General features: G+C 69.3%; 1 protein-coding gene. It reads right to left on the reverse strand.

Annotated features, from left to right (window positions below; translation table 11 throughout):
* A partial coding sequence (locus ACLQ2R_RS39515) for an acyltransferase domain-containing protein (RefSeq protein ID WP_425966543.1) occupies nt 1-497 on the reverse strand: 497 nt, incomplete at its 3' end.
* Nucleotides 498-599 lie beyond the last annotated feature (102 nt).

Below are 599 nucleotides of genomic sequence, written 5' to 3' on the forward strand. Positions count from 1 at the left end.
TCCGACAACGACAACGCCCCCGCCACACACGCCGCCGCGATCTCCCCCTGCGAATGCCCCACCACCGCCACCGGCTCCACCCCATGCGAACGCCACACCCCCGCCAACGCCACCATCACCGCCCACACCACCGGCTGCACCACATCCACCCGATCCAACGACGGCGCACCCTCCTGCCCCCGCAACACCGCCAGCAGATCCCACTCCACAAACTCCGACAACGCCACCGCACACTCACCCACCCCAGCGGCGAACACCGGAACACTCTCCAGCAACTCAGCCGCCATCCCCACCCACTGCGACCCCTGACCAGGAAAAACAAACACCACCCCCGACCCCCCACCCCCCACGGCCGACCCGACCACCACATTGTCGGCACGCTCCCCCGCCGCCAACGCCCGCAACCCAGCCTCCAACTCCACCCGCTCACACCCCAACACCACCGCCCGATGCTCAAACACCGACCGGCACTCCACCAACGACAACCCCACATCCACCGGCCGCCCCTCAACCCCCACCAACCGCCCCGCCTGAGCACGCACCGCCCCCACCGAACGCCCCGACACCACCCAAGGAACCACCACCCCCACCGAATCCAC

Origin of the sequence: Streptosporangium sp. DT93 (genome assembly GCF_049844535.1) — a bacterium.
In the GTDB taxonomy this organism is placed as follows: Bacteria; Actinomycetota; Actinomycetes; order Streptosporangiales; family Streptosporangiaceae; genus Streptosporangium.